Source organism: Flavobacterium salmonis (assembly GCF_903819435.1).
Lineage (GTDB): Bacteria > Bacteroidota > Bacteroidia > Flavobacteriales > Flavobacteriaceae > Flavobacterium > Flavobacterium chungangense.
On the sequence record NZ_CAIJDP010000045.1, the window covers coordinates 84,846 to 101,682 of the forward strand.

1 protein-coding gene and 1 pseudogene are annotated in these 16,837 nt (G+C 38.6%); both read right to left on the reverse strand.

From position 1 onward, the window contains the following. A partial coding sequence (locus FLACHUCJ7_RS00770) for a SprB repeat-containing protein (protein WP_180907533.1) occupies positions 1-14,782 on the reverse strand: 14,782 nt, incomplete at its 3' end. A 129-nt stretch (positions 14,783-14,911) separates the two neighbouring features. Further along, a pseudogene (locus FLACHUCJ7_RS00775) lies at positions 14,912-16,837 on the reverse strand (PorP/SprF family type IX secretion system membrane protein); the annotation flags it as partial.

Genomic DNA, 16,837 nt, shown 5'->3' on the forward strand with positions numbered 1-16,837 from the left:
CCGTTACCGTAACAACTGCCGGTTGTGCAACATTGCCCGAATTACAACCAAATGGCGTAACAACATCCGTAGCTGCCAATACTGAAGGCTCTGTGATCGTTACCGGAATAGCCGCTGAAGGACATCCTTTGGCATCCGTTACTACAACTGAATAAGTTGTTCCTGCAATCAATCCCGTATAGATTCCTGTAGCATCACCTGTTGTGTTAGCTCCTGTTCCGCTAAGAACATAAGTATAAGGTGCAACTCCGTTTGATGGCGTTACTGTGATTGTTCCATTATTCTCTCCGTTACAGATTACTGCCGTTGGAACTGCATTAGCCGTTGGCGTTGCAGGGGTAGTTACAACTGCTGCGTTTGTTGTTACTGAACAAACTGCCGCATTGCTGTCTGTAATGACAAAAGTATAGCTGCCTGCTGCTGAAACTGAAGCTGTAAAGCCTGTTGCTGTTGGCGTTGCTAATCCTGAAGCAACTCCGTCTACATACATTTGGTAAGTATATGGTGCAACCCCATCTGTAATAACAACATCAATAGTAGCATTAACTGATCCTGCACAATACAAGTCTTTGGTCAATGTAGCTGTAGCCAACAATTGTTTTTCGATTGTATAGTTTACAAATGCCTCACAGCCATTGTCATCCTTAATGCCTAAGGTATAAGTACCCGGTGATGTAAATGTAGCTGTTGATGTAGCTATAGCCGATCCGTTTACTGTGTATGATTTAACACCATTATAGCTCGTAGTCAAGGCATCTAAGTCAACTGTCAAGGCTGAACCTGCATAACACTGCGGTGCTGCCGGATTAATAGACGGAGCAGCATTGTTTGTGATGATAACATTCTCCATATGGATACAGCCGTTAGCATCTTTTACATAAACATCCCATGACAGGTCTGCCAGGTTAGTATCTACTGAAAGTACTGAATTAGTACTGTAAGCTGATGCAACAGGAGCGGCTGAACCACCGTTTACAACTGCATAAGTATAAGAGCCTGTTCCCCCTGTTACTGCGCTAACTGTGATATTAGAAATATCCTGTGAACAGAAAACTTTGGTTCCAACTGCGGTGAAAGCAATAGGGTTCGGTTCTGTTATAGTAATAGCGGCACTCTCTGAACAATGAGTCGTATTGTCCTGTACTGTTACGGTATAAGTACCTGCTGATAATCCTGTTAATGTAATAACATCACCAGCTTGTGAAACCTGTGCTGCTGCAACTGCCGGAGAAGTTACAACACTATAATTACCAGATACACTGAATCCTGTAACGGTAAACTGCGCTGAACCGTTATTGGTAGTACCGTCTGCAGCATTACATGAAATATCAGTAAGCATAACTCCTGCAATAGCAATTGGGGTTACCGGAACAATTGTATAATTTCTTTCAATTGAACAGCCATTAGCATCGGTCACCTTGAATAAATAAGTATCTGGAGCCAAGCCGGTAAACAATGGATTAGTTCCATTGTCAACAGTGATTGGTGAAATGATCTCGTATTTAGCCATAGGAACATATCCGCCAGATACTGTCAGAGTAATATCGGCAACATTGGTCGGACAAACAGGTGCTGTAGTCACAGCAAACGTAATACCGGTCAATGGTAAATATCTATTTACCGTAGTGCTTGCGTTAACAATACAGCCATTGGCATCCTTAACAGAGTAAGCAATAATCTGGTCTGTACCGTTATCCGCTACAACCAAAGTATTAACTGAACTATAAACACCAGATCCGTTAAAACTATAAGTATATGGTGCTGTACCTGTACCCACAGTAGCCGTTACCGTAACAACTGCCGGTTGTGCAACATTGCCCGAATTACAACCAAATGGCGTAACAACATCCGTAGCTGCCAATACTGAAGGCTCTGTGATCGTAATTGGAGTTTTTGGATAAAGACATGATTTTGCATCTTTAACCGTAATAGTATAAGTTGTTCCAGCTGCTAATCCTGTGAAGACATTAGAAGCTTGGAAAGCTCCCGCATCCAATCGATATTCGTAAGGACCTACTCCTGAAGTTACATTCACAGTAATAGTACCATCGGCAACACCATTACAACTTACATTTGTTTCTGTTGTAGTAAATACCGTTGGTGTAATCGGGTCTAAATCAAAACTTGTTGTCGTTTGACATACTGTTGCATTGTTAGCGTCTGTAACTCTAAACACATAATTTCCAGCTACCGCAGCTAAATATGGATTAGAAGCTGAAACGAATCCTCCGCTATTGAAAGATACTTCATAAGTATAATTAGCAGCAGGTGTTGTATTTCCTCCTGTAGTCGTTAAAGTTATTTCTGCTTCTGGGCTTGGTGTACAATCTAATTCTTTAGTCAATGAAGCAGATAAGTTTAACTTAGGATATACTCCAAAATCAACATCATCCGTACATCCGTTTCCATCTTTAATCACTAAATTATAAGTCCCTGAGGCATTAAATGTAAAACTTGGTGAACTTTGGAAAGCACTTCCGTTAACACTATAAGTAGCTCCTCCTACTAAGTCAGGATCAACTGTTCCTGAAAAAGTAATGGTAAAAGGTGTTCCATCATAACAAACCGAAGTTGCTGGTGGAGTAACTATAGGTGCATCATCTGCATCTAATGTTACAGCTGCAGTTTTAATACAACCATAAGCATCTTTTGCGTAAACAATATAATTTCCTGTTACACTTGTTGCAAAAGTTGTATTTCCAGTCCAACCTGCTGTACTTGCTGTTGGTGCTGTAGCTGATGCTAACAAATATTGATAGGTGTAAGGTGCTGTACCATCTTTAGCCTGAGCAGCAATAACACCGTCTTCATTACAATTTACATTTTTAATTTTTGAAGCTGCAACTGATAAATCAATAGCAGATTCTGTAATTTCAAATGGTGCTGAAGCAACACTGCAACCTGCATTTGTTGCACCTGCATCTTCAGTAATTAACACAAAGTAATTACCGAATGGCAATGTTCCAAAATTATTTACAGCCAATGATCCACTAGCCGGAATAATTGTACTAACTAATCCACCAACTGGTGTAACATTTTGTGAATTGTAAATTTGGTATGTAACTGGTGTAGCTACTCCATAAGTATGATTCATTGTGAATGTTACATTTCCGTTTGCTGCTCCTTTACAAGTAATATTACTTTCTGTTAAAGGAGTGACCGTAATTGTTGAATTTGTTCCAATTGGAAATTGTGATGTTTCGAAATAATAACATCCTGTTCCTGTACCTCCATGAGTTGCATCAGCATCATATACTACAAAAGTATAAGTCACACCTGCAATCAAATTATTAAATGTAGTTTTTTTACTACCAACTGCATCTTCTCCCAACCATACACCTGATGGATATGAAGGAACAGATCCTGTATATAAACTGAAATAAAATGGTCCGTTACCAATGGTACTTGTCGGAGAAGAACTTACAGCGACAAGTGCAGACCCAGTTCCCGAACAAACTACCGGAGATGGTGAAACAGTAATATCTAAATCATCTGGTGGTGATGCAACCAAAATGTTTTGGTGCAGGTTCTGACAACCATTTGCATCAGTAACAATTAATTCATACAATCCAAAATTAACGATATCAAATACTTGTGATGTACCTGGCTGATTTGTGAACTTCTGATTGTAGCCATTCACTCCCGTAACATGATAAGTAAAATTTGGAGTTCCACCGGTTACTCCATTTACGATAATTCTTCCTAATGAAATCCCTCCGGCGCCACAAGTAATAGGATCAACATCAAAATCAACCACAATAAGATTTGGTTCAACAATTGTAATGTCTTCAGTATCCGTACATCCTCTAGCATCAGTTAGTGTAATTGTATAAACACCAGCAGACAAACCTGAGGTTTGTGTACCGTAATCAACTCCCGTTGTATTATTTCTTATATTGAATATGAAAGGAGCTAGACCTTTCGTATTATCTATTGCAATTGCAATTGCTGCAGTATCATCTCCATTACAATTAATAGATTGTATTTGAGTAACTCCAATGTTTCCTGGTAAAGCAATATCATCAATTACAGGATTAACCGTTGGAGTAACAACAATTGCAGTTGTTGTTGAAGCCGAACATGTATTAGAATCCGTAACTGTAAAAATATAATTTCCTGGCGTATTTGTTGTAAATACATTACCTGCAAAAGTACCGGTATTTGGAGAACTTGTATAAGTAAACGATCCTGCACCACCTGTTGGAGTTAACGTAATTTGTGCAGCAGTTGGTGCCGGATTACAAGTAATATCTTTATTTAAAACTGCACTTAACGTTAATTGCGGAGCTACTGTAACCGGGTTGCTGTCTGCAGTACAACCGTTAGCATCTTTTACACGAATAGTATATGTACCTATCGATGTTATTGTAAAAATATTAGATACCTGATAAGAACCTCCTCCATTAATACTGTAAGATAACGTTCCTGTTCCTCCTGTTGCTGATGCAGTGATAGTATATCCTCCCGGAGTACCCAAACAACCAGCTCCAATAGCTGTAACTGCTGTTGGCGCATTATCTGTTGCAATAGTAACATCTACTTTAAATGTACAGCCATTGGCATCTTTTACCCAAACATCCCAGTTGGTATTTGTAGTCGGGTTTAAATCCGAACTATTGCTGGCAATATAATCTGATGCTACAGGAGCAACACCGTCCTGTTTGTAAGCATACGTATAAACCGGTGTACCGCCGGTAGCAGTTACGGTAACCTTAGAGGTAGCAACATTACAATTGGCATTTACCGATGAAGCTGTAGCTCCTAATAAACTAGGCTGGGTAATAGTGATAGATGTAGATGCTGTACATCCTGTAGTCTCATCTGTGAAAACAACATTATAAGGACCTACTCCAAGGTTTGGCAAGGTAAACGAAGCTCCACTCTGAGCCGTAACTGCAGGATTTGTGTTGACCTTATAACTGTAAGTAGTAGTAAACTGGCTTACATCATATCTGATAGAACCTGTAGAACCTCCATTACAATATACATCGTTCAACTTGGTAGCAATCGCTGCTATTGGGGTAACAACAGGAACTGTATGAGAACCTGTAGTATAACAGCCGCTTGCATCGGTCACTTTAAAGCTATAAGTAACGCCTCCGGACAATCCAGTGAAAATACCCGTATTGTTTGAAGTAACTGAAGCTGCCGGTGCTGTAATTTCATATGTAAAGGTCGTACCAACTCCTGTTCCTGCTGTCTTAGCAACAGTAACGGTACTGGTAGTACGAGAAGCTGGCGTACAGTAAATATCGGTATGGGTAATACCTGAAATTACTGGTGGATTTAATCTGTTGATAACAACTGATCCTGGGAAAGTACAGCCATTGTTGTCTTTTACTATATAGTTTATAGTCTGGTCTGTTCCGTTATCGGAAACCGTGAAAGTTCTGGTTCCTGTAAAAGCACTTCCCTCAAAACTATATGTATATGGAGCAGTTCCTGTAGTTGGTACTGCAACAGTAACAACTGCAGACTGTTTAACATTTGTGGTATTACAGCTAAATGCGGTCGCTGATGCCGTAGTAGTCAAGGCTGTTGGCTGGGTAATGGTTACATTTACCAGACCTGTACAACCCTTGCTGTCCTTAACATAAAAAGTATAAGAACCTGCAGCCAATCCTGTAAAGGTAGCCGTGGCAGTAAATCCGCTTGTAGCATTATTACTGTAAGTATAACCACCTGAACCGCCAGCACCTGTCAAGGTAACTGAACCATTGGATGCTCCTCCGTTACAGCTCACATTTACCTGGGTAGCTGTGACTGTAGGATCTGAAATCGTATTTACTGTAGCTGTAGTGGTAACTGTACACCCTGGAGTATTAGAATCTGTAACTCTAAAAGTATAAGTGCCTGCTGTAGCTGTCGTATAAACATTACTTGCCATTGCTGTGTAGCTAGAACCTCCATTACTAGAAACTTCATACGTATAGACTGTTCTGCCTCCTGATGCCGTAACGGTAATTTGTGCCTGAGGTGTTGTAGCTGAACAGCTAAGCTCTCTGGTTACTGCTGCATTTGCTGTCAACTGTGGATAAACAGTTACTGCTGCTGATGGAACGATACAACCGTTGGCATCCTTAACATGAACCGTATAAGTACCTGCCGAAACACTAAAAGTATTGCCTGTCTGGAATGTGCCAGTAGCTCCGCCAATACTATAACTCAATGGGGCCAAACCTGTACCTGTAGCGGTAATGGTAAAGCCAATGCCCGAGCCTGTACATTGGTTGCTTACAGAAGCCGTAACTGTTGGCGCATTATCTGTTGCAATAGTAACATCTACTTTAAATGTACAGCCATTGGCATCTTTTACCCAAACATCCCAGTTGGTATTTGTAGTCGGGTTTAAATCCGAACTATTGCTGGCAATATAATCTGATGCTACAGGAGCAACACCGTCCTGTTTGTAAGCATACGTATAAACCGGTGTACCGCCGGTAGCAGTTACGGTAACCTTAGAGGTAGCAACATTACAATTGGCATTTACCGATGAAGCTGTAGCTCCTAATAAACTAGGCTGGGTAATAGTGATAGATGTAGATGCTGTACATCCTGTAGTCTCATCTGTGAAAACAACATTATAAGGACCTACTCCAAGGTTTGGCAAGGTAAACGAAGCTCCACTCTGAGCCGTAACTGCAGGATTTGTGTTGACCTTATAACTGTAAGTAGTAGTAAACTGGCTTACATCATATCTGATAGAACCTGTATAACATCCATTACAATATACATCGTTCAACTTGGTAGCAATCGCTGCTATTGGGGTAACAACAGGAACTGTATGAGAACCTGTAGTATAACAGCCGCTTGCATCGGTCACTTTAAAGCTATAAGTAACGCCTCCGGACAATCCAGTGAAAATACCCGTATTGTTTGAAGTAACTGAAGCTGCCGGTGCTGTAATTTCATATGTAAAGGTCGTACCAACTCCTGTTCCTGCTGTCTTAGCAACAGTAACGGTACTGGTAGTACGAGAAGCTGGCGTACAGTAAATATCGGTATGGGTAATACCTGAAATTACTGGTGGATTTAATCTGTTGATAACAACTGATCCTGGGAAAGTACAGCCATTGTTGTCTTTTACTATATAGTTTATAGTCTGGTCTGTTCCGTTATCGGAAACCGTGAAAGTTCTGGTTCCTGTAAAAGCACTTCCCTCAAAACTATATGTATATGGAGCAGTTCCTGTAGTTGGTACTGCAACAGTAACAACTGCAGACTGTTTAACATTTGTGGTATTACAGCTAAATGCGGTCGCTGATGCCGTAGTAGTCAAGGCTGTTGGCTGGGTAATGGTTACATTTACCAGACCTGTACAACCCTTGCTGTCCTTAACATAAAAAGTATAAGAACCTGCAGCCAATCCTGTAAAGGTAGCCGTGGCAGTAAATCCGCTTGTAGCATTATTACTGTAAGTATAACCACCTGAACCGCCAGCACCTGTCAAGGTAACTGAACCATTGGATGCTCCTCCGTTACAGCTCACATTTACCTGGGTAGCTGTGACTGTAGGATCTGAAATCGTATTTACTGTAGCTGTAGTGGTAACTGTACACCCTGGAGTATTAGAATCTGTAACTCTAAAAGTATAAGTGCCTGCTGTAGCTGTCGTATAAACATTACTTGCCATTGCTGTGTAGCTAGAACCTCCATTACTAGAAACTTCATACGTATAGACTGTTCTGCCTCCTGATGCCGTAACGGTAATTTGTGCCTGAGGTGTTGTAGCTGAACAGCTAAGCTCTCTGGTTACTGCTGCATTTGCTGTCAACTGTGGATAAACAGTTACTGCTGCTGATGGAACGATACAACCGTTGGCATCCTTAACATGAACCGTATAAGTACCTGCCGAAACACTAAAAGTATTGCCTGTCTGGAATGTGCCAGTAGCTCCGCCAATACTATAACTCAATGGGGCCAAACCTGTACCTGTAGCGGTAATGGTAAAGCCAATGCCCGAGCCTGTACATTGGTTGCTTACAGAAGCCGTAACTGTAGGTGTGTTGTCGCTTATAATGTCAACTCTCCTTTTTGCTATACATCCATTGGCATCTTTTACATAAATATCCCAAGCCAAATTCGCTCCTGAATTTGTATCAATCGTGAAAACTGAACCTGAAGCATATGCTGATGTAGGAACTGTAGATGGGTTTATCGCATATGCATAAGTATATGCCGGCGTACCGCCTGTAACAGTTACCGTTATTTGTGAATTGTCATTATTGCAATTTATATTGGTACCAACAGCATTTGTAATAGATAATACTGCTGATGGCTGTGTAAGCGTAACGCTATAATTAGCAGGGCATTTTGTCTTAATATCGGTTACTGTAATGGTATAACTACCCGCAGATAAATTATTCAAATTAACAGTATTTGCCGTTTGATTAGTATTAGAATCTACCGTTGCGTTTGATGGATTTTTAACAACATAATCGTAACCACTTGTACTAACTCCTGAAACTGTAAACTCAATATTACCTGTCCCTCCATAACATGAAATTGGTGCAGTAACAGAACCTCCGGCTGCAATGGCAGGAATTCCGCTGATAGTATGTGTTTTTGTAAATTTACAATCCGTTTGGGTATCTGTAGCCTGGAAAACATAACTTCCAGCAGCTAAGCCTTGGAAAATCCCTGTAGTATTTGCTGTTGCGTTATATCCTGCAGGACCTGATATAATTTGATAACTGAAAGGATTTGGAGCACCTGTTTTTACAGCCGTAATTGTTACTTGACCTCCTACTGGAGTAGTTGAACAATCATAACCATTATCAACAATTGTTATATCTGTAATTGGTTCTAATGCACCAATAATTACAGATAATGGTCCAAATTGACAGTCATTCGCATCCTTAATATATGCCGTAACTGTTCCAGCAACTGAAGTAGAGTAAGTATTTGTATTTGTAAAATTAGATGTTCCATTAAAACTATATTGGTAAGATCCTGATCCTCCTGAAGCAGTAACCGTAACTACTGCAGAAACAGTTCCAGAAGCACTACATTTTAACTGATTAGTGCCAATATTTCCTGTAACGGCCATTGGATTTACTATCGTAACATTACTTACTGCAGATTCACAGCCTTTACTGTCAATTACTTTAATATTATAAGTACCTGCAGACAAACCTGTAAACTGATTTGTTGACTGAGTAGTATAAGCAGCCGCAGAACTTAATTTAATTGCATACGTATAAACAGTAGTGGCACCATTTGAAGCCGTTACTGTAATAGTACCATCATTTGCATTATTACAGGTAATATCTGTTTTATTAGTTGTTAAAGCTGGCGTTGTTTTTGGGGAAACTACGATAGTATTACTTGTTGCATTACAACCTTTGCTGTCTGTAACTGTAAATACATAATTTCCGGCAAGTGCAGCCGTATAAGGAAAAGAAGCAACAGCTGTTGCTGTACCACCATTACGAGAAACGGTATAAGTATAAGGTCCTGCATAACCGCCTGTTACTGCTGTATTAATTGAAGCATCAACCAAACATGTTAAATCTTGTACTAAAGTTGCATTCAATTGTAATTGAGGTTCAATAACAATATTCGTAATTGCAGGCGCAGTACAATTATTACTGTCTGTCACTAAAATAGTATGTGTACCTGGCGCTACATTATTAAAAGTATTTGTAGTAACTGGTGTATTATTGTCTAATTTATAAGTGTAAGGCCCAACACCTCCAGTTGCAGTAACAACTAAACTAGCAGGATTTGATGGCGTATAACACCAGTCGGTAGTTGCTGCTAAAGTTGCAGATGGAGAAGTTAATGTACTTATTGTTATAGGTGCAGAGGCTGGAGATAAACAGTTATTGGCATCTCTTACCAGAACTGTGTATGTTCCTTGTGCTACATTTGTAAACGTCTTGCTTGACTGGAATGGTTTTACAATTCCTGAACCATCGCTTAACTGATACTGATAACTTCCTGTACCCCCTGTAACAGTAGTAACAGTTATAGTTGCTGGTACAGTACAAGTTGGTGCTGTTTTATCTACCTGAACAATAAGAATTGCCTGAGGTCCTTTAATAACTGAATCAAATCTAAATTCACATTTTCCTGCAGGATCTGTAGTATTATGTTTTACAATTACCTTATAAGTACCTTCACCTAATCCAGAAATAGTTACTGGTGAAGTAGTTGAAGTATGCCAATTCAAACCGTTATCTGTAGAATAATAAAATCCTGTCGTGGTATTAAAATTAGTTGCATTAATAGTAATACTTCCATCATTTGAAGTACTACATTTCGCATCCTGAATTCCTGGAGTAGGTACCGTAAATGCACCATTTGTATCAATAACAATTGGGAAACTTTTTTCGTTACCACATGATTTTGGTATCTGACGAACCCAGATATCATCAAGAAGTACATCATTACCATTATAATCTGTATTATAAGAGCGAATAACAAAACTAAGATTTTTATAAGTACCAGGATTTAAAGACAATTCTTTATACTCCCATTTTTCATTTCTAGGAACATCCCAAGGATTTGCGGTGTCAGTTGTTGCAACAATAGTACCCCCGCCTGTTACTGGATCTAAATTATCAACCAATTGAATTGTCAATTTGGGATTAGAATATTCGGATCCTGTCCAACTCTTCATTAAATTTTCTGCCCATAATGATATAAGTACTGGCTGGTTTTCAATCACATCCTTAATTGGTTTACTGTATATTATACCACCATATCCGGCTGATTTCCCAATATTAACACATAAAAATCTTCCTAATGCGTCTGTTGGTGTAGTATGATCTTTAGCTACAATCCAAGTTCCTCCAAAATTGGTTTTAATAGAACTAGCTACTGCATATTTACCATCATTGATTTGGTAATCAGTAATGGGTCCGCATGTTGCTACTGGCCAACTGGCAGGGTGAGGCGTTGATTCATCCTCGAAACAGTAAACAGGACTAATTCCAGGCGTTGTAGTGTAACCACCTTTCCCGAAATCTTCCTGCAACAAATTGCTATAAGTAGAAACTGTAGTGATATTGTATTTTACAATTACAGTGTGGTTTCCTGAAGGAACATTAGTAAAGACATTATTTGTTATTGGAGTATTTGGAACAGGAGCTGCTGATCCTGTTTTTAAATAGTACTCATAAGTATAGGTTGTTGATCCAGAAGTTGTTGGAGTATTGACTACAACAGTAGCGGTAGCGGTACCATCACAATTAAATACCGGATTAATATTACTATCAATAACCGGATCCTCAGGTTTAGGATCTAAAATGATGTCATAAGGAATTTTATAAATACATCCTTTACTATCTCTTACACGCAAATCATAAGAAGCAGTTGATGATACTACATACTTTTCTGGAGAAGCCTGCCATGTTGCTCCACCATCAAAACTATATTGATAAGGGGATGTTCCACCCTGTGCATTGGTAAATCTGATCAATCCTGTTGGCTGGCCTCCCTGTAAAGGTCCACAACCTGCTAATTCTGCAACACCTGCCGAAGCAGTTACAGCAGAGGTTGGTCCTAAAATGGTAATTTGTTGTGCAGGATCGGTACAATATTTGGTTTGCTGGCCATTCCATTCTGAGGTATACGTAATACCGTATCTTACTACTAAATTGTAAGTTCCTGGTGTTAAATTTAAAAACGTAGGGCTTGACTGAAAAGTACCGCCATTATTGATACTATATTGTATTGAATATCCATTACCTCCGCTAATTAAATTTACATCTATGCGAGCACCATCATTATAACAATTACTATCTGTTTTAGTATAGCTATAAATTGGTTTGGTATTATCAGGAACATTTACAGTAATTGTTTTTGTACAAAGTTTCGAATCACGTACTAAAACTGTATAATTTCCTGGGGTTGGAGCTAAAATTATAATAGCATTAGAGTCTGTATTACCATTTAAAGAAGATGCCTGAGGTTCTGTTGAGCCATTAACAAAAAAGGAGAATCCCCAATTGCCGTCTTGTGCGGAAATTTTAATCTTTCCTTCACTACAACTTGTAAGTGGTTCTATAATAAGTCCTGTAAGTTTTATATCTGAAGCAGTCCCATTGATATATTTACCAACGCGCTGTCTACATTGAACATTATTATTTTCATCTCTGGTAGTTACTTCAACTTCATAATATTTTCCAGGCGTTAAATTTGAAAATTCATGAACACGGCTTGATAATGGACCTACCTGTTGTAACAGTGTCCCACCATCATATAAAGCGAAGTAGTATCCTGAAAGACCATCACTGGCACTTACCTGAATACTTCCTTTCTCTCCATAACAAAGTGGCTGTACGTTAGGATTATCAACTTTAGCATCTAAATTTATTTGACGGATTTCAATGGTATTTGTTTTGTATTCACAAGTTTTTGCAACACCTTTAAGACGATACTTGACAATATAAGTACCTGGATTCCATATATCAAATACATTACTATCCTGATAACCAGTAATATTGTTTCCGCTTGCATTAGCTAAAACATACTCATATCCTGTTAATTTATCTACCGTTATATTACCTTTGTTATTACAAATAATATCTTTGTGAGTTTCATTTATCGTTAAATTACTTTTATAAACATTAAAATAATAACGGTTAAAACAAATTCCTGAACTAATTGTCACTCTATATTGTCCTGCTGTGTTAGCATTAAAAGTAGGTCCATTAGGTCCTGCGGACACCCATTGATTTTCACATGTACTACCTTCATTTGCACAAAGGTCTGACAAAGCCGCAGGAGGAAGACAAGTAGTAGTTTCCCAAACGATACTAGTCGCTCCTGTAATTTTTGTGTCTAATAACCTTGAATCATTTGCTCCACAGAGAAAAATTTTAGGAAGCGGTTTTCCATTATCCGGACAAACAATAATACTTCCGTTTGATTCTTTATTATCAGCATATTCAATTATCGGATTTGTTTTAAACTGATTATAAGGTTCAACCGTTATAATTTCCTGTAAATCTACACAAGGAGGATTCGCTGTATTATAAACATAATAAGTTCCTGGTTGTGTTATTGTCAATGTTTGCGAAGTGCCAATGACTGGGGAACCTGTAGAACTGGTAGACCATGAATAAGATTTGTAGCCTCCAGATGCAGAAATTGTCATACCTGCACCACACAATTCTTGTCTTCTATTTTTACACGCATCTACACCAACTAAGAAATTGGTAGATTGAGGTACAATAGTACAACCCGCAACCGAAGTATAACTTTGGTCATTAAATGTACCCGTGTTATTAGTTCCTAAATAATTAGAATATGCTGTATTCTTTATTAAATTAGAACAAGCATTAGTTAATTTAGAACAATCATCTACTACTTTAACTTTAAAACGAATTTGTGATACTGGATCATTTATTTCTAATAAATTATTTGGTACCGTAAAAGTTAAAACCCTTGTAGTAGCATTATATTGCACATATTGATTACCCGCTGCAGTAGTTGGCATTGTCATCCCGGTAGGCAATGTAAGGATGTCAGTAGGAAAATTAAACTCGGTATTAATAGGTAATTCGTCTGTAATTACATAGTTTCTGGCATTATCATTACCATCATTTTTAAAACCTAACTCATAGGTTAAAACATCACCCAAATTAACAGGCGCGTTACTTGCATCATTGTTACTTGCATCTCTTACTCCTTTGGTTAGAATAACTTTAGGTGCAATAATGTCTACAGAAAATGCTGTAAAATAATAAATAAAAATATCACTACTCGTACCTAAAGTTATTGTCGCAGATGTATCATTATTTTTAATAATATTTGACGAAGGATCTATATCAATAACACCTGTGTCAAAACCTAAAGTATTAGTACTATTTGGAACTCTATTTGTAAAAGATGTATTTAGAGAATTTATCGAACTGTTGAAAAAATTATTTTGACCACCTTGTAAAGGCCTTCTTGCTGGAGTGATTGTAGTTCCGTTTATCTGAAGATAATCCCCTGTATAACCATAATCTCCTTCAAGAGCAGCAAATGCAAACCTTGCCTGAACAGGACCAGTAGGTATAGTAGTAAAACCACTAATGACAGTATTATTTGGCCCACCGCCTTGTGCCCTCGCAGTAAATCCATTAAATGTAGAAATTGCCTTTGATGGTAAACTGGAATCTTCATAAACTATAAAAAGCGACCAACCAGCTGAATTACCTGTCCCCCCATTAAATCCCTGACTTGCAACGACATTGGCAACGGTATATGTTCCATTAGGATTTGTAGGACTTAGCAAACTTGTTATTTCAGCAAAGCAAGCATATGCCTGAGTATTATCCGGGTTAATACCCCCAGCACTAGTTGTGATATCGTGAATAATTGTACCTGTTATATCCTGATAAGAATTATTAGCAGTGTTGGGTACCTTAATTTTTACTTTATTAATATTTGATCTGTCAGCAGGAGATTTTAAAGTGCCGGACCAATATAAAGCGGCATAGGCAATTCTATAACATGGATCTGCAGGAGCCTGATTATTTGGTACGGTTAAGTTAGCACTACTCGAACTAAAAATTCCGGAAGTAGCACCATTGTCGATATTAATATAGCGCATATCAAAATCACCATTCAAACCAGTGCCATTATAAGCTGTATTAGGACCGGTAACAGTACCATTATTACTTACAGAACGTCTATTAAGTATGTTATTCCCAATTACAAGAAAATCTCCTTTGAGCTGTTGATTATACTGCCTAACAAAAGGTTTTAAATTCTGGGAAGACCCAACATTGCTTAGTAAAAAGAACAAAAACAATAATGCAATTTTCAGAATCGTAGGTTTTTTCATGGTTTACTTTTTTTGGGGCTGCATTTTATTTTTTAAGGGGCGTTAAAAAATAAAACTTTGGCACTTTAAAAATATTTATTTTTTTGTATCTCTTGAATTTTAAGAAATACTGGCTTTTTATTTCTATTATTAATTTTCAACTTTTACAATAGCCATTCTGCTATTGTAAGGTTTATTTCCTTTTGCTTCTAACGCTTTAGTTGCTTCTGATAAATCTTCATGTTTTTCATAATAAATGTAATATTTACTTGTCGTTACATTGTAAAAGAAATTAACATCTGAACGACCTGCAGCAACTGCTTTTGTTAAAAATTCATCACGTTTTTCAACGCTGTTATGAACAGCAATAATTAGATAATAACCACTTTCAGAATTTTTAATATTCTTAATAATTTGCATGTTTGACTGGTCTTCTCCAAAGTCAAAATCGCTTTCTGTTAATGGCGTGCTACTCAATTTTGTTGTTTCTTTTATACGTTTAAGAGCTGCAAGATCTTGTGCATATCTTCCTTGATCGTTTTCATATGCCGCACGTTTAATTCTACGTTTTTTCTCAATTTCTGTCTCTGTTTTAATACGCTCTAAATTTGCAATCAAAGCGATATTATCTTGTTCAGCTTTTAACTGAGCTGCTTTCAATTGATTTATTTTTTCTAAATAAGCTCTATTTAAAGCATCATCTTTATTAGGAACTTTTTTAAGTCTTTCGTTGTATAAGTTTGTCAAATTAGCAATAGCAGTCTTTTGAGCAAAATTAGCATCTGCTATTTGACCTTTTAATGATTCTATCTGAGCATTTTCAGCACTTACACTCTTAAATGGTTTAGGTTCTTTGTAAATACCTTTTTCACTCAAATCATTTTCTTCCTTCATATCATTCAAGTCTTTTTGCTTATTAGCAACTGTAGAATTGAACTGAGCAATTAAGTCTGACTGTGCTTTCCCTGAATTTTCAACTAATTGTGTTAAGTTGTCTAATTCTTTCGCAGTTTCATCTTTTTGAGCTGCAGCGGCTAATGCTTCTGCATCGGATTTCGCTTTAGCATCTGCCGCAAGTTTGGCCTGAAGGGCTTCTGCATCTGCTTTCGCTTTAGCGTCTGCTGCAAGTTTGGCCTGAAGGGCTTCTGCATCAGCTTTGGCTTTCGCTTCTGCTACCAATTTCGCTTTAAGAGCTTCTGCCTCAGCTTTAGCTTTCGCATCTGCTGCAAGTTTGGCCTGAAGGGCTTCTGCATCAGCTTTTGCTTTAGCGTCTGCTGCCAATTTCGCTTTAAGAGCTTCTGCATCAGCTTTTGCTTTAGCATCTGCCGCAAGTTTGGCCTGAAGGGCTTCTGCATCAGCTTTAGCTTTAGCGTCTGCTGCTAATTTCGCTTTAAGAGCTTCTGCATCAGCTTTTGCTTTAGCATCTGCTGCAAGTTTAGCCTGTAACGCTTCTGCATCGGATTTCGCTTTGGCTTCTGCCGCAAGTTTGGCCTGAAGGGCTTCTGCATCAGCTTTGGCTTTCGCTTCTGCTGCTAATTTCGCTTTAAGAGCTTCTGCATCAGCTTTAGCTTTCGCATCTGCTGCAAGTTTAGCCTGTAACGCTTCTGCATCGGATTTCGCTTTAGCGTCTGCAGCAAGTTTGGCCTGAAGGGCTTCTGCATCAGCTTTAGCTTTAGCGTCTGCTGTTAATTTCGCTTTAAGAGCTTCTGCATCAGCTTTTGCTTTAGCATCTGCTGCAAGTTTAGCCTGTAACGCTTCTGCATCGGATTTCGCTTTAGCGTCTGCAGCAAGTTTGGCCTGAAGGGCTTCTGCATCAGCTTTGGCTTTAGCGTCTGCTGCTAATTTCGCTTTAAGAGCTTCTGCATCAGCTTTAGCTTTCGCATCTGCTGCAAGTTTGGCCTGAAGGGCTTCTGCATCAGCTTTAGCTTTAGCGTCTGCTGCTAATTTCGCTTTAAGAGCTTCTGCATCAGCTTTTGCTTTAGCATCTGCTGCAAGTTTAGCCTGTAACGCTTCTGCATCGGATTTCGCTTTAGCGTCTGCAGCAAGTTTGGCCTGAAGGGCTTCTGCATCAGCTTT